The sequence below is a fragment of the Sandaracinaceae bacterium genome, from assembly GCA_016706685.1.
In the GTDB taxonomy this organism is placed as follows: Bacteria; Myxococcota_A; Polyangia; order Polyangiales; family Houyiibacteriaceae; genus JADJJE01.
Genome location: JADJJE010000056.1, coordinates 26,854 through 48,173 on the forward strand (window position 1 = coordinate 26,854; position 21,320 = coordinate 48,173).

A 21,320-nucleotide genomic window follows, 5' to 3' on the forward strand; every position below is an offset into this window, starting at 1 on the left:
CATCTCAACACGGAATACACCCGAGGGGCGTGACCCGGATCACTCGAGGATTCCGAACGCCAGCATGATGAACACCATGACGCCCGTGAGCGCGCCGGCGCTCATCCCGACGACGTAGTAGGGCTGCAGATCCGCGTGTGCCCGCCGGTAGCGCGCTAACCCAGCGCGGTAGCTCAGCAGCGTGACCAGCGCTCCTAGCGGTGCGACCACCGCGGGGCCCGTCCAGTCGTGCGGGTGGGCGACCAGCCAGCCGAGCGCGAAGCCCAGCATGGCCGGGCCCCAGACGAACATCAGCGTGAACAGCCGGCCCATGAGCGCAGCGTCAGCCTGGGACCTTGGGGATGTCGAGCTTCAGGTCCGGCTCGCTGGCGTAGAAGCGCAGCAGGAGCGACCCCACCAGCTCGCGGTCGGTCTCTCCGGCCGTTCGCTCCCGCTCGAGCTGGGATCGACTGGCTTCGCTCAAGCGCGCCCCCGCCGCGAACAGCCGCTCCGCGAGACCCATGACCGCCCGCTGCGTGAGCTCGAGGCGAAAGACCAGCGCCATGCCGCCCAGCGATTCGGTGCCCGTGACGAAGCCGCCCTCCGCCACCAAGGCGGCGAGGACACGCGGGATGGCTTCGTTCCGCGGCAGCTTGGTGGTTGCCTCGAGCGCGATGAAGGAGGGCACGGGTCTCTAGAGTGGCACGCGGGGTGACGACGCCCAAGGGGCGACCCTCCTCTGAGCGAGGTGAACTTTCTTCGCGACACGAGCAAGGCGCGCTGGCGGCGGCCGATGAAGGGGCACACGCGCCGACAGCTCGTCGGCCCCGTCCCGAGAGGTCCCATGTCGTCTTCCATGCCTGCCGCTGCGGTGCTGCCGCCCGTCGCCGATCCCCACCGTGAATCGCGTGAGCGCGCCGAGCGCCTGCTGGCGTCGGTGGAGCGCGAACTCCGGGCGAACCCCAGCCACGCCTCCCACGCGGCCCACGCCGCGACATCCGTCCCGTCCCTTTCCTTCATCCACGGCCTTCGGGCCTGACACGGAGCCACGCCCATGTCCTCGACCACGACCACGACCACGATGAGTACCGGAACCCAAAACGCCCTCGCCATCATCGAGGACAACCAAGCGCACCGCCGCGCGGCCCGCAGCGCCCAGCTCGACGCGCTGGAGTCCGGCGCCACGCCCGAGGAGGCCTCGCGGGTGTTCGCAGAGGTGCTGAGCGGCGCGCCGCCTCCGCAGGCCCGCGTGTACATCCAGCAAGCCATGGAGATGCTGAACGTCACGCCCGAGGGCTTCATGGTGCTGCTGCAGACGCAGGTGGAGCGGGAGGACCAAAAGGTGCTCGAGTCGCGCAACAGCATCGAGGCCGCCCTCGCCCAGTCGCGTGAGCTGAGCGAGCGCATGGGCGTTCTCCAGCAGATCCACCAGCGCCTGTCGCAGGAGAGCGACGGCGACCTGAAGATGGGTGACGGCACCATCACGGTGAACGACCGGATCATGACCATCGCCGAGGCAGTGGTGGAGTTCGGCCTCGAGAAGGAGCTCAACCTCACGGACGACATGAGCAGCAGCCACTGGCCTGAGGGCGTGGCCTTGCGCGAGGAGTCCGTGCAGAGCGCCATCGACGCACTCCGCCAAGAGCAGCAGACGGTCACGTCGGCCAACGAGCTGAACATGATCGCCATGCAGCAGGCCATGCAGCAGCGCGGGCAGCACCTGCAGCTGGTGTCGAAGGTGCTGTCCATGATGGGCGACACCGACCGCGCCATCGTGGGGAACATGCGATGAGCGCCGGGCTCGCCGCCGTAGCGCACCTGGCTGACCTGCTGCACCTGCCGCAGGCCCAGCGCGACGCGCTCTTCGCCCTCGGTGAGCAGGAGCTCGCTGCCGGGAAGCACGCCGAGGCCATCGAGACGCTCTCGGTCGCGGCGCACCTCGACCCGCTGAACCCCACGCGCTGGACGCGGCTCGCAGACGCGCTGCGTGCGGGCGGCCGCACCAAGGAAGCTGACCTCTACACCCACTACGCCCTGGAGATCGCCAAATGAGCTCGACCGTTCACACGTCCACCCCCATGTCGCCCACCGCGGCGCCGCCCGCCCCCGCAGAGGTGACTCCGGTCGCGCCGCGCACCAGCGCGCCCGTCGAGCCGACGTCGGCGCAAGGGCTGGTCGTGCCGCCGCCACCCACGCTCCCCACCTTCGCCGGGCCCGCGCGCACCGTCGAGGTGGCGGCGGCGGTGAACACGCTCAACGCCATCCTCGACAGCTTCGGCTCGATCTTGTTGGCGCAGCAGCAGCTGCGCACCGAGGGCGTGGAGCGCGGCACGCAGTCGGCCGAGGCGGGTGAAGCCAACGCCGACAACGCGCTCGAACGCCAGCGCGAGGCCCTGGAGGCCACGGAGCGTGCGCAGCGTCGGGCGAACGGCCTGCTGGGACGGGCACCCCGCTGGGTGAAGAAGCTGGTGGCGGGGCTCATCACGGTGGCAGGCGCCGTGGCGGGTGCGTTCACGGGCGGTGTCGCGGCGGGCCTGGCCATCGCCGGAGCCGTCCTGATCCTGGCCGGCGATGCGGTGTCCAAGCTGCTGGTGAAAGCCGGCGTGGACCCCGACAAGGCCATGTGGGTGGGCTTCGCGGTGAAGATCGTCGGGACCGCGCTGTCGCTCGGCGCGGGCGCTGCGGGCGGCGCCGCGTCAGCCGCCGGGACCGCGAGCCAGGCCGTGCGGACGGCCACGCAGGTCATCGACACGGCGACCAAGGTGGCCACCACGCTGAGCGCCGGCGCCCAGCTGGGCCTCGATGCCACCGCGGCCGCATTCAACTACCAGGCCGACCGCGCCAGCGCGAACGCCGACGAAGCGGGCCTCGAGCTGGACGTGGCGCACGACCAGCAAGAAGACGGCATCGCCGTCCTGCGTGACGCACACACCGACTACCAGCGCGTGGTCACCCGCATGCAGACCTGGCTCACCACCCAGCAGCAGACCACCAGCGCGATGGTCGCGCACCTCAGCGCCTAGCCGGCGCGCCCTCACGTCACAACCGCCCCGAAGATTGGAGACCTCATGACTTCCGTGAACACCACCCGCCCTCCCGCCATGGCGTCGCACGCCGCCCCCGCCCCCGCCCCCCATGCACGTGCCGCTCGAGAACGACGGCGGCATCGAGAGCATCGTGCTCGAGCTGGAGGACCAGTCACGCCGCTCGCGGGAGCTGCGCAACGACGCCCGCGACGCGGGTCGTGACCAACAGGCCATCGGCATCAAGGAGGCGCGCAAGTCCGCCACGCTGGCACTGGTGGGCTCGCTGGTGAAGACCGCGGCGGAGACGGCTGCGAGCATCGGCAGCGCCGCCCGGTCCGGCCAGAGCGAGACGCCAAGCACGGGCGCCACGGGCGCGCCCGCGGGGGGCGCGCCCGTGGCGACGGCCGCCGCGAACACGCCGCCGGGTGCCGGCACGCAGCCCGAGAGCGGTTCCGGCGCCGGCGTGGAGGTCGGCGTGGGCGTGGGCAAGATGACCAGCGCCGTGTTCGACCACTTCGCTGCGCGCGCCACCACCCGCGGCGAAGTGGCTGGCCACGCGGCCGACGCCTACGGCGACGTGGCCGACGACGCCGCCCAGGCCGAGCAGGACGCGCAGCGCATGAGCGACCGGGCGCTCCAGCACCTGGACGCCATCCAGACCGCGCGTCGCGAGGCCGAAGCCGCCATCCTCCGGGGCTGAGGCTCACGACGCGGGGCATGGACACCAACGGCACCGAGGCACCGGCTGTGCTGGTGGGTGCCCGGCGCCTGCCCCACGCGCGGCGCTTGCCCAGAGGCGCCCCGTCGCGTACCCACAGCCCGGTATGAAACTCTCGGAGCTCAAGTGGGACGCGGCGGGTCTCGTGACGGTGGTGGTGCAGGACCGCGAGAGCGGTGAGATCCGCATGCTGGCCCACGCCAACCTCGAAGCCCTCGAGGCCACGCTGGCCACGGGCCAGGCGCACTTCTTCAGCCGCTCGCGCAACGAGCTCTGGCTGAAGGGCGAGACCAGCGGCAACACCATCGCGGTGAGCGACGTGTGGGCCGACTGCGATGGCGACGCCGTGCTGTACCTGGCGTCGCCGGCCGGGCCCAGCTGCCACACGGGCCGAGACACCTGCTTCTTCCGCCACGTCACGACAGAGGGCGTGGCCGACAGCGCGCACGACCACGGCCGCCCCACGCTCCTGGCGCTCGAGGGGGCGCTCGCCCAGCGGGCCGCGTCCACGGCCGACAAGAGCTACACCAAGTCGCTGCTGGACAAGGGCGCCGCCAAGATCGGCGAGAAGATCCGCGAAGAGGCCAACGAAGTCAGCGTAGCCATCGCGCAGGAGCCCGACGAGAACGTGGCCAGCGAGGCGGCCGACGTGCTGTACCACCTGATGGTGGGGTTGCTGTTCCGCAACATCCCGCTGCGCCGCGTGCAGGCCGTGCTGGGCGCCCGCTTCGGCGTGTCGGGGCACACCGAGAAGGCCGCGCGCCCGCCCAAGAACTGACGCTCAGGGGGCAGGCGGCGCCGGCGCGGGCTCTTCGCGCGGCGCGAACACGGTCACCCCTTCGATGACTGGGGGCGCGTCGATTTCCCGGATGGGGTGCTCGCCCGTGAAAGGGGCCAGCAGCGGCGGCACCGGCGTGTCCTCGCCGATGGACACGTGGAAGTGGAAGTCGTGCAGCGGGTTGTGGCGCTGCATGGGCCGCCCGAACGGGGTCACCAGGCCGCGCGCGTCGAACCAGGCGTGAAAGCGGTCGCGCACCGTGATGTCGTTGTAGTAGATGCGCACGCGTCCCTCGGTGCACACGGCAAGGATGCGGGCCAGCGCCTCCACCCGGTGCCGCGCGTGCTCGATGTTCACGTTGGACATGGTCCGGTAGTTGGGCCGATAGCGCCGCGCCCCGAGGTTCTCCACCAGCAGGGTGTTGGGCAGGTAGAGGTCCACGTCCACGCCGGTCTTGTGCGTGACGTGGCGCGGCCCGGGCGCGTCCAGGTCGCCGACCAGCAGCTCCTGGTTCGGGAAGCGCGCGCGGAACGCGTGGGCCGTGGCCAGCATCACGCCCACCAGCGCCGGCCGCCCCCAGGTGTGTTCGTCGATGGTGTTGCGCCAGCGCGTGTAGAGCCCGCCCACCTCGTGGGTGTCCGGCATGGCCCACTTGCACTCGGGGTACACCGCCCCCGCCGCGCAGGCGGCCGGCCGCGCGATGGGCATGGGCGGCATGCGGCAGTCGATCTCCGAGTCCCAGGCCAGGGCCTCGCCCGTGGGGACCAGGGTGCCGACCGTCGGGGTTCCCCCGGCTGGGGCCCCGGCCTGAGCAGCCGCGCCTCCGTCCTCGGGGCTGGCATGGGCGTCCTCCGAGGCACCAGTCGCTGAGTGGGTGTCCCCCGAAGCGCCCGGCGCGCCACCGCTCGGGTGGGTGTCCTCGGTGGTGGCTTCCGTGGTGGGCCCCTCGGGCTCGGCCCCGCACGCCACGGCGACGGCCAGGCAGAAGGCCCCGAGCGCCGCGAGGCGCACTACGTTGCGGTCGACCGTCATGGTTCAGCCCCCGTGATAGCGGTTCATGGCCACCGTGGCACCGTCGGTGAGGCAGGCCTCGACCATGTCGCAGGCCTTGTCCAGCAGGTCACCCAGCTCGGCGCGTTCGCTGGCACCGAAGTCACTCAGCACGTGGGACTCGGTGCGCCCCTGCGGACGCCCAATGCCCACTCGCAGCCGCAGGAAGTCGTTGCCCCCGCAGTGCTGGACCATGGACTTGAGCCCGTTGTGCCCTGCCGTCCCACCGCCGGTCTTGATGCGCAGCACCCCGAACTCGAGGTCCAGCTCGTCGTGCACGCACAGCACCTGCGGGAGTGGCACCTTGTAGAACGCCATGGCCGGCTGCACGGACTCGCCGCTCAGGTTCATGAACGTCTGCGGCTTGAGCAGCACCACCTCGTCGGCCCCGAGCTGGGCCTTGGTGGTGGCGGCCCGAAACTTGTCGCGGAACGCCGCCGCCGACCAGCGCGACGCCAGCCGGTCCACGACCATGAAGCCCACGTTGTGCCGGTTTCCGCTGTACTTTGGCCCGGGGTTCCCGAGCCCGACGACTAGGTGCATGGGACTCTTCCTGCTTGCCGCGTGGCCGAGAGAACGCGAAAGGGCGGCGCCGCGCGAACGTCGCCGCCCTCCATGGGGAGCCGAGGGGACCAGCCGGTGGCCAGCCCCCTAGCGGATCACTTCTTCTTACCCTTGGCCGCCGGGGCCGCCGCCGCAGCCGCTGCCGCAGCCTCGGCCGCCGCGATGGCGCGACGGTTCTCGGTGACGGACACCAGGGTGCGGTCGGCCGGGAGGGTGGAGCTCACGCCCTCGGGGAGCACGAGGTCCTTCACGGCGATGAGGTCGCCGAGGTCCAGGCCGGTGACGTCCAGCAAGATCTCCTCGGGGACGAGCTTGGGGGGCGACAGGAGCGGCACGGTGCGCAGGGTCACGTTGAGCTGGCCGCCCTTGACCACGCCCTTGGCGCGGCCGGTGGTGGCGAGCGGGACCGTCACGCTGACGGCCTTGTCGGGCGCCACGCTCAGGAAGTCCACGTGAAGCAAGTCACGGGTGACCGGGTCGACCTCGAGGTCACGCACCATGACGAGCGTTTGCTTCCCGTCGAAGGTGAGCTCGTAGGCGACGTTGCGGCCGCGCTTGCTGCGCAGACCCTTGAGAAGCTCCGTGGGGTTCACCGTGAGCGGCGTCGGTTGGATGCCCGGGCCGTATACGACCGCCGGGATCTTGCCGCTCGCACGCAGACGACGAGCCGGCCCCTTTCCGCTCTCTGTGCGGACCTCAGCCTGCAGCGCCATCGTTTCCATGTTGGGTATTCTCCTGATTTCGTGGGTTCTTGGCCGCGCCGGAGCACCCGCGCGCGGCAAAAGTGGGGGACCGCTCAGACGAAGAGCGAGCTGACCGAGTCGCTATGGTGGATCCGCTTGATGGCCTCGCCAAGCAGACGGGCCACGCTCAGCACCCGGAACTTGCCGGTGGCCACGGCGGCGGCCGAGAGCGGGATGGTGTCGGTGACGATCACTTCATCGAGGCAGGACGCGGCGATGCGCTCCACCGCCGGGCCCGAGAGCACCGCGTGGGTGGCCGCCGCGAGCACCTTCTTGGCGCCCTTGTCGGACAGGGCCTTGGCGGCGTTGGTGAGCGTCCCGGCCGTGTCGATCATGTCGTCCAGGATGACGCAGTCGCGGTCGCGCACGTCCCCGATGATGTGCATGACCTCGCTGACACCGGCGCGCTCGCGGCGCTTGTCGATGATGGCCAGGTCGGCCCCCAGGCGCTTGGCGTAGGCGCGCGTGCGCTCCACACCACCCGCATCCGGGGACACGTAGACCGGCGGTTCCGTGAAGCGCGGGCGCAAGTGCTCGAGGAACACGGGCATGGCGAAGAGGTGATCGAAGGGGACGTCGAAGAAGCCCTGGATCTGCGCCGCGTGCAGGTCGATGGCCACGACGCGGTTGATGCCCGAGGCGCTCAACAAGTCCGCCACCAGCTTGGCCGTGATGGGGGTGCGCGGGGCCGCCTTCCGGTCCTGACGCGCGTATCCATAATAAGGAAGCACGGCGGTGATGGAGCCGGCCGAGGCGCGCTTGAGGGCGTCCGCCATGACCAGCAGCTCCATCAGGTGCTCGTTCACCGGGGCACACGTGGGCTGGATCACGTAGACGTCCACGCCGCGGACGTTCTCCTGGATCTCGGCGAAGACCTCGCCGTCGGAGAAGCGCGGGGTGCGGCAGCGACCGAGGGGAAGCTCCAAATAGCCGGCAATTTGCTTGGCCAGCTCTGGATGAGCGCTGCCCGAGAACACACAGGTGGACTTGAACATCGGGGCTTCCTTGAATGTGTTCACGTGATCTGTGCTCGCAGGACGGGGGCGCGGGGCGTAGCAACAGAGCTCCCCGATGTCAACCGCGCCTCCCCGGCTTTGCCCTGGTTTTGATGCGTGACGGTCCCTCGTTCCTGTGTAACGGTCGCCGCCTGAGACGCCCGGGACCCCCCGCCGGGCAACGTGGGTTGAGCGCGAAGGCCACCTGCGGTAGATCTCGCCGTCCCGCTTCCCGGGGTAGAAACCCATGACCGCCACCGTCACGCTCCTCACCGACCGAAACGCGTTCCACGATACATGGCGTGCAGCGCTCGAAGCCGCAGGGTTGAGCGTCCTCACGCTGGCCCCGGACGCGCTCGGCTCGCTCACCTCGTCACAGCCCGCGCTCGTCATCGACGCGGCCTCCACCGGCCTCGACGAAGACGGCCTGCTCGAGGCCGTTGGCTTCGCGCTCGCGTGTCGCTCCGTCACCTGTGTGGATGCGTCCGCGAGCGAGGCTCCCATCGACGACGTGGTCGACGAGATGTGCCGCGGTCTCGTGGCGCGCAGCACCGCTGACATCGTGCGACTGGCGCAGAGCCTGGCCCGCCGCCTCGACGACCTGCGCCAGAACAAATTCGAATTCGTGACCATCAGCCCACGAGAGGGCGAGGTGCTCGCCATCCTGGGCGACGGAGGGTCCGTGCTGCTCAAGCGCCCCCTCTCCCCGGAGGACGACGGCAGCGACGTGGAGTCCATCGACCTCGAGGACAACGCCACGCGCGCCATGCTGGGCCTGGCCTCGGGGATCACGCTGGCTCTCGAAGCCCGGCGGGTGGGCCCGCGCGGTGCTCTCACGGATGACACCCCCATGGACGGGGCACGGCTCGGCGCTCGCCTGCGCGCTCTGCGGCTCGAAGCCGGGCTCACGCAGGCCGAGCTGGCGCGTCGAACCGGCATTCACCGCCCCAACATCGCCCGCGTGGAGGCCGGCCGGCACACGCCGTCGCTCGAGACCCTGGCGCGCCTCGCCCAGGCCATCGGCGTCTCGACCAGCCACGTGTTGGTCGAAGAGTGAGCGGCGGCACGCCAGAGACCCCGCGCGACGCGTCCACCGTGGTGCTGGTGCGCGATGCGGCGGGGGCTGCTGGCGTGGAGGTCTTCCTCATGCGCCGCCACGCACAGGTGGGGTTCCTGGGCGGCATGCACCTGTTCCCGGGCGGCAAAGTGGACGCGCCGGACCGCGACCCGGCGCTGCACGCCCTCATCCAGGCGGAGGACCTCTCCGCCGCCCCCCGGCGTCTCGGCGAGGACATCGACGTGCCCACCGCGCTCGGGCTGTTCATGGCCGCGTTCCGCGAGACCTTCGAGGAGTCGGGCTTGATCCCGGGTGCCGCGCCCGAGGTGGAGCCGGCTCGCCTGGCGGCCCGCGCGAAGCTGGCCGAGAGCGGCTTCCTGGCCGCCGTGCAGGGCCTCGGCGCCCCGCTCGATCTCGACGCCATGGAGCCGTTCAGCCGGTGGATCACCCCCGTGGTGGAGACCCGCCGCTTCGACGCGCGCTTTTTCCTGACCGAAGCGCCAGCGCATCAGGAGGGCCTGGCCGACGGCGAAGAGACCGACAGCGTGCTGTGGATCGGCGCCCGTGACGCCCTCTCGCAGCACGCCGCCGGCGAGCTCAACCTGCTGCCGCCCACCTGGATGACGCTGAGCGCCCTCGCCGCGTTCGACAGCGCCGCCGAGGCCATGGCCAGCACGCGGGCCACGCCCACCCCACGGGTCCAGCCGGAGCTGGTCTCCACGCAGGGCGGGTTCACCCTGTGCTTCCCGGGCGACCCGGCGCACAGCGTCAGCACCCAGGCGCTGCCCGGCCCCACGCGGCTCACGCTGGACGCCGGCCGCTGGCGCGCCGGGTGAAGGCGCTGCCCCCGGAGGTCGCGGCCTACAAGCGCACCCCCGAGTTCCGGGAGGACACGATTCCCCCGGCGCTGCGCCGCGCCCACGACACCAAGGCGGGCACGTGGGGGCGCATCGTGGTGCTGGAGGGCGAGCTGCTGTACCGGATCCTGGACCCCGCCGTGGAGGAGACCTGGCTCCGGCCCGGCGTGGACGGCGTGGTGGAGCCCACGGTCCGGCACGAGGTGGAGGCCCCTGGCCCGGTGCGCTTCTACGTGGAGTTCCTGCGCTGAAGCCCTACACCACCCGCAGGTCGATCGTGTTCGGGATGTCGCAGCACACGATGACCACGGTGCCGTCGCTGATGGCCACGCGGCGGCTGTAGGTCACGGCCATGCGGCCCGAGGCCATGCTCACGTAGGGGCGCGTGGTGTAGGTGACGCTGCCGTCGGCCACGCCCAGGAAGTAATCCTTCAGGGCCAGGTCGGTGCCGGCCACGGCGGGACGGAAGCTGGCCTTGCGGGGGCCCTCGAAGCGCAGCCAGGTCGACGTCAGCTGGATGCCGCTCTCGTCGAGGACGTAGAGGGCCTCTAGCCCCGTGACCGCGTCCAGCGTGTCGGCGGCGGCGAGTTCGAGGGTGCCCAGCGAGGCGCGCACCAGGCGGCCCACCACGGAGTTCACCACGCGGTCGTGACGCTGCCGCAGCTTGCGGCGCCGGTCGAGCTCCAGCTCGGCGCGGGCACGCAGCAGCGGACGACGCGACGCGATCTCGACCTCGGCGCCGGCGGTGCCCAACGAGATGTCGGCGTTGGGGCGGGCCAGCAGGAAGCCCTGGAACAGGTCGATGCCCATCATGGACAGCTCGACCAGGTCTTGGTCGCGCTCCACGCCCTCGGCGATGACCACGGCCCCGATGGCGCGGGCCAGCTCCGCCACGGACCGGCAGGCCTCGCGGCGCGGGATGGACGAGGCTGCGCCGTGCACCAGCGCGCGGTCGATCTTGAGGATGTCCGGCTCGATGCGCACCAGGCGCTCCGGGTTCGAGTGCCCGGTGCCGTAGTCGTCCACGGCGATGAGGAAGCCCTCGGCCTTGCGGTCCTCCACGAAGCGCACCAGCGCGTCCAGATTGGGGGCGCGCCCCTCCAGCACCTCGATGACCACACGCTCGGGGGCGATGTGGTTGCGCATCACCGTCCGCAGGAACTGCTTCGGGTCGTCGTCCACCGCGCCGAGCGTGCGCGTGTCCCAGTTCAGCGTGAGGATGACGTCGTGCGGCTTGGTGCTCTCGGCGAAGACCTCGATGGCATGCCGCCGACAGAAGCGGTCGAACGGTGCCAAGAGCCCCACGCGCTCGGCGTCCGCGAAGAGCGAGAGCGGCGGGATCGTCTCGCCGGTCTTGAGGTCCTTCGCGCGGCTGAGCGCCTCGACGGCCCACGTGGTGCCCGTACGCATGGACACGATGGGCTGGAAGTCCGTGCGCAGCTGACCACGGCTCACCAAGACCGGCGGAGTGGTCTCGCGCACCGCACGCTCTCGGGGCGTATCGGTGCCGTCGCTGTCGTCTGCGTTCCTGCTCTCGTCGGTCATTCGAGCCCTGGGGGTGGCTGCCTTCGAACCCTATCGGTCGAGGCTAGAGTGCACCCGTTTCGTTCCGATTTCGGAGCGGTAACGATTGACGCGACGTGACCGTTCCGGCCGCTTCGTGCGACGCTGAGCCATGGGCCTGATGCCTCCCTACGATCCGTTCACCGATGTGGCGCTGCTGTGGGGTGTGGTGCGCGTCCTCAGTTGTGAACCTGCCAGCCCCACATGGCGGAACCCCGGCGTGGTGACGCTCGCCGTGGAGCAGACGCTGCGAGGCCCGCTGCCGGCGCAGGTCACGGTCTGCTTCGAGGCTCCGCGCGAGGCGGGCCAGGAGCGCTTCTACGCGGTGCGCAGCGCCACGCCGGAAGACGCCGCGCGGCAGCTGGCGCAGCTGGACGAGCGCAGCATAGCGGTGCCCGCGCTCGGCTCGCGCGTCATCGTGTGGCTCCTACCACCGGCTCCACCGCCTGTGCTGCCCGAGGGGTTTCTGATGGGACCGCCGGGTGGGCCGACGGTCCTGCCGCCGGGGATGACCGTCACACCGCCAGCGCCCGTGGGTGGCTTCTGGACGATCCCCACGCTGCGCCAGTTCTCGCCCAGCGACCTGCCCATGCAGCAGCGTTGGATCGAGTACAGCGCGTCGGTCGAAGCCACTGTGCGGCGGCGCCTCGGCGTCTGACTCCGACTGGGGGGGAGAAGCCCTCGCGGTCGGTCAGGCCGGCGACACGGCAGGCAGCTCGGCGGTGAGACCCAGCGTGGCGCCCGCGGCCACCAGCGCCCTCGCGATGCGCGCGATGTTGCGGCAGTCGTCGATGCCGCGATGGTGACGACCCTCGAGTGAGAGCCCCAGCTTGGTGAGCATGTGCGGCATGCCAGCGGGCCCGCGCTTCTCCTTCATGGTGGCGCGAAAGGGGTGCTTGATGTTGATCCAGCGGCGATAGGCCAGGGGCACGCCATGGGGATCGAGCCCGACCGCGCGCAGCTGCGCCGGGAGCATGGTCTTGAGGTCCCAGTCCCCACACGTCACGAACGCGTAGGGCAGGCCCTGCTGGGTGGGGACCCGTGGCAGGCCGTGCGCGAGCATCCACGCCTGATGCGCGGCGAACACGTCCACGAACGCGGGCGCGCCATCCACGTCACCCTGGTGAATGCCCGTGAGCTCCGTGCAGAAGGGCGTGAGCACCGGGTGGTGGGTGGGCCGCACGAACGACTCGAACTCGGCCACCACGTCGAGCGTGTGCGCGGACAGCAGCACCGACGGGAACTCGATGATCTCCTGCGGGCTCGGTGGGTTGGTGTCGTCACAGGTGGCCTCGAAGTCGAGGACCACCAAGTAGTCGAGCGGATGGGTCATGGCGGCGTGGTCGGCCGCCCATTGTGTCATTTGCGTCACGCATGTGCCCGCGTGCAGGCGATACGTGTATCTTCGCGCCACGTCATGTCGCCGGACTCACTGAACATAAGCGGCGAGCTGATCGCAGAGCTCGCCGAGGTGAGGGCGCAGCTGCACTCCGTGATCGGCTCCATGCCCATCGTGCTCTGGGCGGTGGACTCGGCGGGCATCGTGACCCTGTCGGAGGGGCAGGGGCTGATGTCCCTCGGCCTGGTGCCGGGGCAGCTGGTGGGGCTGTCGGTCTACGACGTGTACGCCGACGCGCCCGAGGCGCTCGAGGCGATCACGCGGGCGCTGCGCGGCGAGGCCAACGCGGAGGACGTGACGGTGGGCGGCCGCATGTGGTCAAACCGTTACTTCCCGCGGGTGGACCCCGACGGGAACGTCATCGGGCTGACCGGTCTCTCCATCGACGTCACGGAGAGCAAGCAGCTGGAGCTCGAGGCCAAGCGCCTCGAAGACCAGGTGCGCCACGCCCAGAAGCTGGAGAGCCTGGGCCTCCTGGCGGGCGGCATCGCGCACGACTTCAACAACCTGCTGGCCGCCATCCTGGGCAACCTCAACCTGCTGGCCCGCGAGGTGGCGCCGGAGTCGCGCGCCAAGCTGCTGGTGCGCGAGGGAGAGCGCGCCGCGCTGCGGGCCGCCGAGCTCACGCACCAGATGCTGGTCTATGCGGGCCGCGGTCACTTTCGCGTGGGCCCGGCCGACTTGAACGCGCTCATCCTGGACATGGCGAGCCTGATCGCGTCGGGCCTGTCGAAGCGCGCGGGCGTGGTGTACGACCTGGCCGCAGACCTGCCTCCGGTGACGGTGGACTCGGCGCAGATTCAGCAGGTGGTCATGAACCTGTTGACCAACGCCTCGGACGCGCTCGCCGGAAACCCCGGTGAGATTCGCGTGGTGTCGGGACGCACCGAGTCCAGCCCCTTCGCCGCAGGGCAGCGGCATGGCGGCGTCATGCACGGAGACTCCGTGTTCTTCGAGGTGAGCGACACTGGCGAGGGCATGGACGAGGCCACGCAGCGGCGCATCTTCGAGCCCTTCTTCTCCACGAAGCAGACCGGTCGCGGCCTGGGCCTGTCGGCAGTGATGGGCATCGTGCGCGGCCACGGCGGCAGCCTGGATGTGCGGAGCGTGCGCGGCGAGGGCACTACCTTCCGGGTCACGTTACCGGCCGACGTCAGCGCCACCGCGAGCCCCCCCAGCATCCCTCCGGCAAGCGCCAGCGACGAGACGCGAGGGAGCGCGCCGCGAGCTGGTCGGGTGCTCCTGGTGGACGACGAAGACATGGTCCGCAGCGTGGTGCGCGAGGCGCTCACGAACGCGGGCTTCGAGGTGGTGGCATACGCCTCGTCCACCGTGGCCGCCGCGCACATCGCCACCAACGCAGCCAGCTACTCGGCCGCGGTCATCGACGTGATCATGCCCGGCATGACGGGCAACGACCTGGTGCGCCGGCTGCGCGAGCACGCCCCGCAGCTGCCCATCGTGATGATGAGCGGGCTCGACGCCGACGCCGCCGACGCCGTGCACGACGCCCCGAGCCGCACCGTGTTCATGCAGAAGCCGTTCCTGCTGAACGCGCTGGTCGGCGAGCTGCTGCGCCTGCGGAACTAGCGGCTGCTAGGGCGCCGGGTCGATGACCACGACCGGGATCTGGCGGTCGCCACACCACGCGAGGTAGCGGTTGAAGCGTGGATGTTCGTCCGCCACCGAGTCCCAGAGGCGCTGGCGCTCGTCGCCCATAGCCGTGCGCGCGACGCCGCGGTACACGCGGCCGCCGAGCTCGTAGCTCACGTCCGGGTTGGCGCGCAGGTTCACGTACCACGCGGGGTTCACCGTGTTGCCGCCGTAGCTGGCGATGGTGAGCACCTTCCCCTCGCGCCGGAAGTACGGGATGGCGACGGTGCGCTCGAGCCCAGTCTTGCGACCCCTGGTGGTCAGCAAGAAGATGTCGAGGCCGTCGACCCGGCCTCCCACCAGACCGCGCGTGCGTCGGAAGAGCTGGATGTGCAGCTTGCCGATGCGCTTCATGGTGTCGGGCTTCGGCACCCAGGGGATGAACCAGCGCCGTCGCGCCGGACGATGGGAGTCGCTCATGGACGCACTCTACCTGCGAACGCTCGCCTCGTAGGTCTCGATCCATTTCGCCACCGTCACGCGCTCCGCCAGCTGGCCGATGAGCTCGTAGGGGACGTCATCGAGGCGCTTGAGCCGGACACAGCACTTCCCCATGTCGAGCTTCCGCTTGGTGGTCTCTGCCCACGCGGCGCGGAACCAGTCCAGCAGCGGACCGTCGTAGAGCCCCATGTGGTAGAGCGAGACGTAGTTTTTCTGCGACGCGATGTTGATGAAGGGGAGCGGCTTCGAGGGGTCGCTGTGGTAGCCCGCCGGATAGCGCTCGTGGGGCACGACGTAGGCGAGCATGCCGTAGTCCATCCGCTCTTCGAACCCCTTGGGGAGGCTCTTCAGCACGGTGTTGCGCAGCTTGGTCACCACCGCACGGCGGTCGTCGGGGAGGCTGGCCAAGTACGCGAGGGGGGTGGCAGCGTCGGAGCGCATGCTCGGGATCCGACACTGGACCCGGGCACATCGTCAAGCGCGAGGTGTGAGTTGACGGTAGCCGCACGGCGCGATCACGCTGCGCGCATGAGCCGCTTCGCGCCCCTCCCCGAGCCTCCCTACTATGCCGTGGTCTTCGCGGCCCAGCTGCGCCCCACCGATGACCCGAGCGACTACGCGCGCACGGCCGCTCGCATGGTGGAGTTGGCCTCGGCGCGCGAAGGATACCTAGGCATGGAGTCCACGCGGGACGCCGCGGGCTTCGGCATCACGGTGTCCTACTGGCGGGACGAGGCGTCCATCCTGGCCTGGAAGGCGGAGGTCGAGCACACCGCCGCGCGCGAACGGGGGCGCAGCCACTGGTACTCGGGCTACACGCTGCGCGTGGCGAAGGTCGAGCGCGCCGTCAGTTGGCCATGGTGACGCGATCGCGCCCCTCCGACTTGCTGGCGTAGAGCGCGCGGTCCGCGGCGCGCAGCGCGGCTTCGACGCCCACCTCAGCGTCCACCGCGACGGTGGTCACGCCGATGGAGACTGTCACCCCGAACGGCTCACCGCCTGCCTGGAAACGCAGCGCCGCGACCCCGGCACGGACGCGCTCGCTGACCTCGAGCGCTGTCGCGCCCGCGCAGCCATCCAGCAGCAACACGAACTCCTCGCCCCCGAGGCGCCCACAGGCATCCTCACGGCGCGCAGCCGCGACCAGCGCGCTGGCCACCCCACGCAGCACCTCGTCGCCCACGGCGTGACCGTGAGTGTCGTTGACACGCTTGAAGTGGTCCACGTCCACCATCAACACGCTCACGGGCTCGCGGGGGGAACGCTTGGGGTCCAGCAGCGTGGCCAGGCGCTCGAGCACGTAGGCGCGGCTCAGCAGCTGGGTGAGCGGGTCGGTGGTGACGGCCAGGCTCACCCGCTCGCGCCAGCGCTCGAGGACCTCGGCGTACAAGAGCGAGAAGCCGGCCGATGTGGTCGTGAAGATGGCGAAGGCAGTGGTGCGCACATCGAAGAAGCCGCGCCCGCCCGAGAGGAAGAGCACGGCGTAGAAGGTGAATAGGCCTCCCAGGATGGGGAACGCGGCATAGCGCGCGCCGCCCGGCATGATCAGGCTCCAGCAGAAGAGCACCGTGCAGAAGCTCACGGAGTACGGCCCTTCGGCGCCCCCGGCGTGGTGGCCCGCGCGCGCCAGGATCGCGACGACGATGATCATGAGGACGTTCGCCTCGAGGAAGGGCCGACGGCGAGCGACGGGCACCGAGCGGCCGACGAGATAGGCGAGCAGCGCTCCCGCTGCGCCACCGAAGTACCGCACGGCCGCGTCGTGCACCGTGTCATCGGAGAACCCTGGCTGACGCCGCAGCAGCAGCTCCGTGAAGAACTGGGCCACGAGTCCTGCCACCACCACCAAGTAGCTCTGGGTGACGGCGGTGATCGCCAAGCCGCGAAGCTCGTGTGTCTCGTAGGGAGTTCGGCGGCGGCGCTCGGGCGGGGTCACAGGCAGCACAACGTACCGCGCGCACACCGTGTTGGGAACGCAGGTTCCAGGACGTCGCCACGGTCCACCGCCGCGCACCGGCCAGCGGCCGCGCGCACCGAATAGAACCCGGGTTTCATTACATCGCTGCGAGTTCGGGAGGTTCCCTGCCAGCTTGTGACCTCGGTTGGCGCCGCAGCGCGCTGAAAGGATCCCCAGGATGCGATGGACGAGCGGGCAGTGGTCGAGCGTGGTCTTCCTCTTCGGCGTGCTGCCGATCTTGCTGCTGACACGCCCGCGTCGGAGCCCAACTTCTCGAGCTGGTTCCTGCGAGACCCCTCGCTGGGGGTTGCTGCTCGCGCTCACGCTCTGCGTCTCCTGCGGCGGCGCGACGGGAGAAGATCTCTCCCTCACCCGACCCGAGCTCACCTCGCGGCGGCTCACCACTACCGGGACGTGGCTGATCGACGCGCTCGGCCGGAAGGTCCTGCTGCGCGGCGTCAACGCGGGCGGACGCGCGAAGATGCCACCGTTCGCGCCGTTCGACTACGAGGAGGGGGAGTTCGACGCCGCGGCCGACGCCTACTTCGAGGGCGTTGCCGGGCTGGGCTCGAACGTGGTGCGCTTGATGCTCTCGTGGGAGGCGCTCGAGCCCACCGAGGGTGTGCGGGACCTCGAGTACTGGGGCCGGTACGTCGCCATGATCGACGCTGCGCACGCGCACGGCATAGGGGTCATCGTGGACTTCCACCAGGACGTCTACGCCTCACCCTTCTGCGGTGACGGTTTCCCGCTGTGGACGCTGGGCAGCCTCCCGCACGGCGAGCCGCGGTACGACTGTCAGTTCTTCGAGTGGCCCATGCAGTACTACAGCTCGTCGAGCTCCGTGAATCAGGCGTTCGAGCGGCTCTGGACGAACGAAGACGGCATCCGCACCAAGCTCGGCGCCATGTGGCGCTTCGTCGCGAGCGAGCTTCGTGACCATCCAGGCATCGTCGGCTTCGAGCCGATCAACGAGCCCGGCGTGGGGACGGGCCCGCGGGAGACGTTGGAGACCTCCGTGCTGCCGGGGTTCTACGAGGAGATTGGCGGCATCATCGAGGAAGAGGCCGGCGCTGCGGTCATCTTCGGCGGGTCCACGGCGGGTGACTCCACCGTCGTGCACTCGCTGGTCCGTCCGGCGCTCGACCACTTCGTCTTCGCGCCGCACTCGTACGACGCGCTCGGCTTCATCGGGATCACGAACGCGAACTACGACCGGCTGCGGCGGGGAACCATCACGTCGATCACCTGGTCCGGCCAGGACTCGGCGCCCACCATCGTGGGCGAGTGGGGCTTGCCGAACACCAACTCGGCCAAGGCAGCCTACCTGGACGTGCTGCTGGACATCTACGACGAGCTCAACCTCAACGCCGTGCACTGGGACGCCCACGTGTCGGCCACCAAGTGGAACAACGAGGACTTCACCACGTTCCACCCAGACGGCTCGGAGCAGAGCTGGGCCGGGTCGCTCGACAGGCCCTTCCCGCGCGCCGTCTCGGGCGAGGACCTGCGTTTTTCGTTCGACCGCGCCGCGGTGCACTTCACCGCCGAGGTGACGAACGCAGGCACCGCGGTGAGCGAGTTCTACCTCCCCGTCCGACGCTTCGGCACAGCCCCGAGCATCGTCGTCCGCGGCGCTCGCTTCCGCTACCTCGCCGAGCACCAGCTCCTGCTGGTCCGTGCGGGTTCCGGCGCGAGTTACTCTGTGGACGTGCTCCCGACGCCATGAGCGTGACCCCCACGCCGCACGTTGCTCCGCCCGCGACCGCCATGACCCAACCAACATCCCTCACGCCACCCATCCTCGTCACGGGCGCCCTCGGGAGCTTGGGTGAGCACGTCCTCGACGCCCTCCACACCACGGGCTCGCGCGTGGTGCTGAGCGACCTGCCGAGCCGCGACAACCGCCGCCGCGCGCGCGCGCTCCTGCAGCGCCTGGGCCCGCGGTTCGAGGTGCAGTGGGCCGACCTGCGGGATGGCGAGGCCGTGGAGAAGCTGGTCCAAGCGACCAAACCGAGCGCCGTGATCCACCTGGCGGCTGTGCTGCCGCCCCTCAGCGAAGCGCCCGGCACGCCCACCGAGGCGGTCAACCGCGACGGCACGCGCAACCTGATTCAGGCACTCACCCAGCGCGCCCCGAGCGCCCGTGTGGTCCTGGCGTCGTCCTACGCGGTGTACGGGCCGCGGCATCCCGGTGCCCCGGGGCCGGATGGCCGCCCAGCGCCCGCGCTGTTGCGGGCCGACAGCCCCACGAACCCGGTCGACCGCTATGGCCGCTCCAAGCTCGCGGCAGAGAAGATCGTGGCGGCGAGCGGCCTGCCGTTCGTGGTGCTGCGGCTCGGCGCCGTGGTGCCGTTCGACAACCGGCTCGACTCGCTGCTCACCATGCGGATGCTCTTCGAGATCCCGTGGGACGGCCTGCGTCATGCGGTGGATCCGCGCGACGCGGGGCTGGCTTTCGCGCGGGCGGCAAGCGTGCCAGCGGCCGTGGGGCGCACGCTGCTGATCGCGGGGGACTCCTCGTTCCGTACGCAGCACGGCCCCAGCATGGCTCGCCAGCTGGAGCAGCGCGGGCTGCCGGCGTTGGATTACGAGGTGTTCTGCCCCCCGCGGGCTGCGGCAGACGCCTACTTCACCGAGGGCTACATGGACACCTCGGAGGCGCAGGCGCTGCTGGGCTTTCAGCAGCACACGCACGCCGACTACGAGGCCGAGGCACGCCGTCGCGCGCCGCGAGGCAGCGCCCTGATGCCGCTGGTCGCGGGGCCAGCTCGGCTGTTCTTGCGTGGCCTCTCACCCTACCGCGCGGGTGCCGAGGCACCACGGACGCCGCTGCACCAGCGCGTGGCGGCGCTGCACCGTCCCCACGGGGAGCTCGCGAACGTGCACGCCGAGCACTGGTCTCCCTTGCCTCCCCACGCGCTGCGGCACCAGCTGAACGAGCCCGGCTGGGACGAGTGGTCCGTGTTCCTGAAGACGCTACACATCCGGCAGGCGCCGGGCGAGAGCGCGCCCATGGGAAGAGGCACGCTGCGGCTGCGCGCCCCGGGTGGCCACGGCGTCCCCGTGCCGGTCGCGGTGCTCGAGACGTCCGAGCGCGAGCTGCGCTGGCGCGGCGGCATCCCCGGCGTGTTCGAGGGTGAGCACTACCTGCGCTTCGAGGGGGATGGGTCAGGGTACCCGCATCTCACACGGCGAGCGCTTCACGGGCGTGCTGGGTGAGCGCGTGGCCACGGCCATTCGGCCGTTCGTGGACGCCCTCTACGAGCGCGAGGCCGCCTCGCTGGCGGGGCGCAGCCAAAGCGGTGCGCCGCGGCCACCCGTAGCGCTCCCGCGCACCGCCCTGGGCCTGGACGCGGCCTGGCTCGAGCGCGTGCTGGCCGAGCAGCACCCCGACGTGCGCGTGGCCGAAGTGCAGCTCGAGAGCGAGTCGCACGCCGGTGATGGGCTGGCGAGCACGGCAGACCGCCTGAGCCTGCGCGTGCGCTACGAGAGCAACCCGGGGGACGCGCTGCCGGAGCGCATGTTGCTGAAGACCATCTTCCTGGGGGGCGCGCTGCGTGTGGGGCCGGGGACCATTCGTGGGCTCGCCGCCGCGAGCAACGCGCTGTCTCGCGTTCCGGGTGGCGTGGCCCTGCGGCACCGCGCCTTCCACGGCCTCACGCGCTTCCAGGAGCGCTTCCCGCAAGCGCCCGACGCCATGTACGCGAACGAGGTGCGCTTCTATCGCGACGTGCGCCCCTCGCTCGCCATCGAGACACCGGCGGCCTATGCGTCGGTGCGAAACAACGAGACGCGCAGCTTCTTCGTGCTCATGGAGGACCTCGCCGCGCGCGGCGCGCACTTCCCCAACGCCACCGAAGCCCTGAGCGTGGCCGCCATGAAGGGGCTGCTGGAGACCCTGGCCGCGCTGCACGCCAGCCACTGGCTGAGCCCCGCGCTCGAGGGGCCGCTGCGCTGGGTGCCGACGTCCACCTCGGGAGGCATGGCGCAGGTGTTCGCGGGCCTCGGGCTCGAGCTGATCCGTGCGCAGCTCGCGTTGTATCCCGAGAAGGCCGCGCTGATCGCTCCGCTCGGCCGCAGCCTGGATGAGCTGTGGGCGGCGATGTGGCAGGTGCAGGCGCGCATGGCGGAGACGCCGCAGACCCTCCTGCACGGCGACGTGCACATCGGCAACACCTACCTCCTGCCAAGCGGACCGGGAGGCCTGCTGGACTGGCAGCTCATGATGCGTGGCTGCTGGGCCCACGACGTGGCCTACGTGATCGCCACGGGCCTCGACACCGAGACGCGCCGCGCCAACGAGCACGCGCTGCTCGCGCACTACCGCGAGCACCTGCTCGCCCACGAGGTGCACCTGGCCCCCTCTGCGAGCGAGGCCTTCGAGCTCTATCGCCGCGCCATCTCGTGGGGCTTGGTGATTGGCTGGCTGATCACGCCGCCGCAGAACTATGGCGACCGCATCACCCACGCGAACATCGCGCGACTGGTGGCGGCCGCGCATGACCTCGACACGTTCGTCGGGCTCGGCTAGTGCAGC

General features: G+C 70.6%; 25 protein-coding genes. 14 read left to right on the forward strand and 11 right to left on the reverse strand.

Annotation, left to right across the window (positions count from 1 at the left end):
* Positions 1–39 precede the first annotated feature (39 nt).
* Together IPI43_32695 and IPI43_32700 are read right to left on the reverse strand one after the other, a co-directional pair.
* On the reverse strand, positions 40–312 hold the full coding sequence (locus IPI43_32695) for a hypothetical protein (GenBank protein MBK7778819.1): 273 nt from the start codon (positions 310–312) through the stop codon (positions 40–42).
* A gap of 10 nt (positions 313–322) precedes the next feature.
* On the reverse strand, positions 323–667 hold the full coding sequence (locus IPI43_32700; GenBank protein ID MBK7778820.1) for a hypothetical protein: 345 nt from the start codon (positions 665–667) through the stop codon (positions 323–325).
* Between the two features lie 393 nt (positions 668–1,060).
* On the opposite strand from IPI43_32700, the gene IPI43_32705 reads away from it, so the two are divergent.
* From IPI43_32705 to IPI43_32725, 5 genes are all read left to right on the forward strand, one after another.
* Positions 1,061–1,771: a hypothetical protein gene (locus IPI43_32705; GenBank protein ID MBK7778821.1), complete on the forward strand. Its 711-nt coding sequence runs from the start codon at positions 1,061–1,063 to the stop codon at positions 1,769–1,771.
* Positions 1,768–2,031, forward strand: coding sequence for a hypothetical protein (locus IPI43_32710; protein MBK7778822.1), 264 nt, complete (start codon positions 1,768–1,770; stop codon positions 2,029–2,031). Before IPI43_32705 ends, IPI43_32710 begins: the two co-directional genes overlap by 4 nt.
* Positions 2,028–3,002, forward strand: coding sequence for a hypothetical protein (locus tag IPI43_32715; GenBank protein ID MBK7778823.1), 975 nt, complete (start codon positions 2,028–2,030; stop codon positions 3,000–3,002). Before IPI43_32710 ends, IPI43_32715 begins: the two co-directional genes overlap by 4 nt.
* Positions 3,003–3,114: 112 nt before the next feature.
* Complete coding sequence (locus tag IPI43_32720) at positions 3,115–3,705, forward strand: hypothetical protein (GenBank protein ID MBK7778824.1); 591 nt, start codon at positions 3,115–3,117, stop codon at positions 3,703–3,705.
* A gap of 124 nt (positions 3,706–3,829) precedes the next feature.
* Positions 3,830–4,501: a bifunctional phosphoribosyl-AMP cyclohydrolase/phosphoribosyl-ATP diphosphatase HisIE gene (locus tag IPI43_32725; protein ID MBK7778825.1), complete on the forward strand. Its 672-nt coding sequence runs from the start codon at positions 3,830–3,832 to the stop codon at positions 4,499–4,501.
* Positions 4,502–4,504: 3 nt separating this feature from the next.
* Here the strand turns inward: IPI43_32725 and IPI43_32730 are convergent, their stop codons facing one another.
* The 4 genes from IPI43_32730 to IPI43_32745 all read right to left on the reverse strand — a co-directional run bounded on the left by IPI43_32730 (position 4,505) and on the right by IPI43_32745 (position 7,853).
* On the reverse strand, positions 4,505–5,533 hold the full coding sequence (locus tag IPI43_32730; GenBank protein ID MBK7778826.1) for a penicillin-insensitive murein endopeptidase: 1,029 nt from the start codon (positions 5,531–5,533) through the stop codon (positions 4,505–4,507).
* Positions 5,534–5,536: 3 nt separating this feature from the next.
* Positions 5,537–6,094, reverse strand: coding sequence for an aminoacyl-tRNA hydrolase (locus tag IPI43_32735; GenBank protein ID MBK7778827.1), 558 nt, complete (start codon positions 6,092–6,094; stop codon positions 5,537–5,539).
* A gap of 116 nt (positions 6,095–6,210) precedes the next feature.
* Positions 6,211–6,837, reverse strand: a complete 627-nt coding sequence (locus tag IPI43_32740) for a 50S ribosomal protein L25 (protein MBK7778828.1) — start codon at positions 6,835–6,837, stop codon at positions 6,211–6,213.
* Positions 6,838–6,911: 74 nt separating this feature from the next.
* Positions 6,912–7,853, reverse strand: a complete 942-nt coding sequence (locus IPI43_32745) for a ribose-phosphate pyrophosphokinase (GenBank protein MBK7778829.1) — start codon at positions 7,851–7,853, stop codon at positions 6,912–6,914.
* Between the two features lie 850 nt (positions 7,854–8,703).
* On the opposite strand from IPI43_32745, the gene IPI43_32750 reads away from it, so the two are divergent.
* Genes IPI43_32750 through IPI43_32760 form a run of 3 tightly spaced genes read left to right on the forward strand, consistent with a single transcriptional unit; the run spans position 8,704 to position 10,018 of the window.
* The gene (locus tag IPI43_32750; GenBank protein MBK7778830.1) at positions 8,704–8,910 is read left to right on the forward strand and encodes a helix-turn-helix transcriptional regulator; all 207 of its coding nucleotides are present in this window, start codon (positions 8,704–8,706) and stop codon (positions 8,908–8,910) included.
* Entirely contained in the window at positions 8,907–9,746 is an 840-nt protein-coding gene (locus tag IPI43_32755; GenBank protein ID MBK7778831.1) for an NUDIX hydrolase, read from the forward strand. Before IPI43_32750 ends, IPI43_32755 begins: the two co-directional genes overlap by 4 nt.
* Positions 9,743–10,018, forward strand: coding sequence for a DUF1971 domain-containing protein (locus IPI43_32760; protein ID MBK7778832.1), 276 nt, complete (start codon positions 9,743–9,745; stop codon positions 10,016–10,018). Before IPI43_32755 ends, IPI43_32760 begins: the two co-directional genes overlap by 4 nt.
* A gap of 4 nt (positions 10,019–10,022) precedes the next feature.
* On the opposite strand, the gene IPI43_32765 is transcribed toward IPI43_32760, so the two are convergent.
* Positions 10,023–11,312 carry an EAL domain-containing protein gene (locus IPI43_32765; protein ID MBK7778833.1) on the reverse strand — a complete coding sequence of 430 codons (1,290 nt, stop codon included), beginning with the start codon at positions 11,310–11,312 and terminating at the stop codon, positions 10,023–10,025.
* A gap of 139 nt (positions 11,313–11,451) precedes the next feature.
* Here IPI43_32765 and IPI43_32770 point away from each other — a divergent pair, with 139 nt between their 5' ends.
* On the forward strand, positions 11,452–11,988 hold the full coding sequence (locus IPI43_32770; protein MBK7778834.1) for a hypothetical protein: 537 nt from the start codon (positions 11,452–11,454) through the stop codon (positions 11,986–11,988).
* 33 nt (positions 11,989–12,021) lie between these two features.
* Here the strand turns inward: IPI43_32770 and IPI43_32775 are convergent, their stop codons facing one another.
* Entirely contained in the window at positions 12,022–12,663 is a 642-nt protein-coding gene (locus IPI43_32775; protein ID MBK7778835.1) for an exonuclease domain-containing protein, read from the reverse strand.
* Positions 12,664–12,747: 84 nt separating this feature from the next.
* On the opposite strand from IPI43_32775, the gene IPI43_32780 reads away from it, so the two are divergent.
* Entirely contained in the window at positions 12,748–14,319 is a 1,572-nt protein-coding gene (locus tag IPI43_32780) for a response regulator (protein MBK7778836.1), read from the forward strand.
* A gap of 6 nt (positions 14,320–14,325) precedes the next feature.
* Here IPI43_32780 and IPI43_32785 read toward each other — a convergent pair whose 3' ends face one another.
* Together IPI43_32785 and IPI43_32790 are read right to left on the reverse strand one after the other, a co-directional pair.
* Positions 14,326–14,802 carry a nitroreductase family deazaflavin-dependent oxidoreductase gene (locus IPI43_32785; GenBank protein ID MBK7778837.1) on the reverse strand — a complete coding sequence of 159 codons (477 nt, stop codon included), beginning with the start codon at positions 14,800–14,802 and terminating at the stop codon, positions 14,326–14,328.
* A gap of 9 nt (positions 14,803–14,811) precedes the next feature.
* Positions 14,812–15,264, reverse strand: coding sequence for a DUF1801 domain-containing protein (locus IPI43_32790; protein MBK7778838.1), 453 nt, complete (start codon positions 15,262–15,264; stop codon positions 14,812–14,814).
* An 87-nt stretch (positions 15,265–15,351) separates the two neighbouring features.
* Here IPI43_32790 and IPI43_32795 point away from each other — a divergent pair, with 87 nt between their 5' ends.
* Positions 15,352–15,687, forward strand: a complete 336-nt coding sequence (locus IPI43_32795; protein MBK7778839.1) for an antibiotic biosynthesis monooxygenase — start codon at positions 15,352–15,354, stop codon at positions 15,685–15,687.
* On the opposite strand, the gene IPI43_32800 is transcribed toward IPI43_32795, so the two are convergent.
* Entirely contained in the window at positions 15,671–16,702 is a 1,032-nt protein-coding gene (locus IPI43_32800; GenBank protein MBK7778840.1) for a GGDEF domain-containing protein, read from the reverse strand. The genes IPI43_32795 and IPI43_32800 overlap by 17 nt on opposite strands.
* 256 nt (positions 16,703–16,958) lie before the next feature.
* On the opposite strand from IPI43_32800, the gene IPI43_32805 reads away from it, so the two are divergent.
* The 3 genes from IPI43_32805 to IPI43_32815 are packed head-to-tail and all read left to right on the forward strand — an operon-like array spanning position 16,959 to position 21,314.
* Positions 16,959–18,509: a cellulase family glycosylhydrolase gene (locus IPI43_32805; GenBank protein ID MBK7778841.1), complete on the forward strand. Its 1,551-nt coding sequence runs from the start codon at positions 16,959–16,961 to the stop codon at positions 18,507–18,509.
* Positions 18,506–20,002 (forward strand): NAD-dependent epimerase/dehydratase family protein, encoded by a 1,497-nt coding sequence (locus IPI43_32810; GenBank protein ID MBK7778842.1) that lies wholly within the window; start codon positions 18,506–18,508, stop codon positions 20,000–20,002. Before IPI43_32805 ends, IPI43_32810 begins: the two co-directional genes overlap by 4 nt.
* Positions 19,947–21,314, forward strand: coding sequence for a phosphotransferase (locus tag IPI43_32815; protein ID MBK7778843.1), 1,368 nt, complete (start codon positions 19,947–19,949; stop codon positions 21,312–21,314). Before IPI43_32810 ends, IPI43_32815 begins: the two co-directional genes overlap by 56 nt.
* Positions 21,315–21,320 lie beyond the last annotated feature (6 nt).

Bases quoted from the DNA above. Each gene is read 5' to 3' on its own strand.
- IPI43_32695 (MBK7778819.1), bottom strand. From the start codon at position 312: ATGGGCCGGCTGTTCACGCTGATGTTCGTCTGGGGCCCGGCCATGCTG.
- IPI43_32705 (MBK7778821.1), top strand. From the start codon at position 1,061: ATGAGTACCGGAACCCAAAACGCCCTCGCCATCATCGAGGACAACCAA.
- IPI43_32710 (MBK7778822.1), top strand. From the start codon at position 1,768: ATGAGCGCCGGGCTCGCCGCCGTAGCGCACCTGGCTGACCTGCTGCAC.
- IPI43_32715 (MBK7778823.1), top strand. From the start codon at position 2,028: ATGAGCTCGACCGTTCACACGTCCACCCCCATGTCGCCCACCGCGGCG.
- IPI43_32720 (MBK7778824.1), top strand. From the start codon at position 3,115: ATGCACGTGCCGCTCGAGAACGACGGCGGCATCGAGAGCATCGTGCTC.
- IPI43_32725 (MBK7778825.1), top strand. From the start codon at position 3,830: ATGAAACTCTCGGAGCTCAAGTGGGACGCGGCGGGTCTCGTGACGGTG.
- IPI43_32730 (MBK7778826.1), bottom strand. From the start codon at position 5,533: ATGACGGTCGACCGCAACGTAGTGCGCCTCGCGGCGCTCGGGGCCTTC.
- IPI43_32735 (MBK7778827.1), bottom strand. From the start codon at position 6,094: ATGCACCTAGTCGTCGGGCTCGGGAACCCCGGGCCAAAGTACAGCGGA.
- IPI43_32740 (MBK7778828.1), bottom strand. From the start codon at position 6,837: ATGGAAACGATGGCGCTGCAGGCTGAGGTCCGCACAGAGAGCGGAAAG.
- IPI43_32745 (MBK7778829.1), bottom strand. From the start codon at position 7,853: ATGTTCAAGTCCACCTGTGTGTTCTCGGGCAGCGCTCATCCAGAGCTG.
- IPI43_32750 (MBK7778830.1), top strand. From the start codon at position 8,704: ATGGACGGGGCACGGCTCGGCGCTCGCCTGCGCGCTCTGCGGCTCGAA.
- IPI43_32765 (MBK7778833.1), bottom strand. From the start codon at position 11,312: ATGACCGACGAGAGCAGGAACGCAGACGACAGCGACGGCACCGATACG.
- IPI43_32770 (MBK7778834.1), top strand. From the start codon at position 11,452: ATGCCTCCCTACGATCCGTTCACCGATGTGGCGCTGCTGTGGGGTGTG.
- IPI43_32775 (MBK7778835.1), bottom strand. From the start codon at position 12,663: ATGACCCATCCGCTCGACTACTTGGTGGTCCTCGACTTCGAGGCCACC.
- IPI43_32780 (MBK7778836.1), top strand. From the start codon at position 12,748: ATGTCGCCGGACTCACTGAACATAAGCGGCGAGCTGATCGCAGAGCTC.
- IPI43_32785 (MBK7778837.1), bottom strand. From the start codon at position 14,802: ATGAGCGACTCCCATCGTCCGGCGCGACGGCGCTGGTTCATCCCCTGG.
- IPI43_32790 (MBK7778838.1), bottom strand. From the start codon at position 15,264: ATGCGCTCCGACGCTGCCACCCCCCTCGCGTACTTGGCCAGCCTCCCC.
- IPI43_32795 (MBK7778839.1), top strand. From the start codon at position 15,352: ATGAGCCGCTTCGCGCCCCTCCCCGAGCCTCCCTACTATGCCGTGGTC.
- IPI43_32805 (MBK7778841.1), top strand. From the start codon at position 16,959: ATGCGATGGACGAGCGGGCAGTGGTCGAGCGTGGTCTTCCTCTTCGGC.
- IPI43_32810 (MBK7778842.1), top strand. From the start codon at position 18,506: ATGAGCGTGACCCCCACGCCGCACGTTGCTCCGCCCGCGACCGCCATG.
- IPI43_32815 (MBK7778843.1), top strand. From the start codon at position 19,947: ATGGGTCAGGGTACCCGCATCTCACACGGCGAGCGCTTCACGGGCGTG.